1 pseudogene is annotated in these 257 nt (G+C 69.3%); it reads left to right on the top strand.

Annotation, left to right across the window (positions count from 1 at the left end):
* Positions 1–226 (top strand): annotated as a pseudogene (locus AC0L2O_RS37060) (tetratricopeptide repeat protein); the annotation flags it as partial.
* Between the last annotated feature and the right edge of the window lie 31 nt (positions 227–257).

Genomic DNA, 257 nt, shown 5'->3' with positions numbered 1-257 from the left:
CACCGAGACGGTGGGCCTGATCCGGCCAATCCGGGTGATCGCCCACCGCTTCGGCGGCAGCCACGCGCAACGCGACGTCATCGACCTGACGCTGATCGAGGCGGCGCTGCGTTCCGGCGACCATGCGCTGGCACGGGCGCTTGCCGCGGAACGCGCGCAGGCGCGGCCGGACAGCCCGCTGTCGGCGCTGCTTTCGCGGCGGGCTGCCGATTTGTCGGAGAATTGACCGGAGGCGGATCTTGTCTTAAAAACTGCCA

It is taken from the genome of Bradyrhizobium sp. Kon10 (assembly GCF_055807395.1).
The sequence above is the reverse complement of the archived record's forward strand: the minus strand, read 5'-3'. Positions and strand labels throughout refer to the sequence as shown.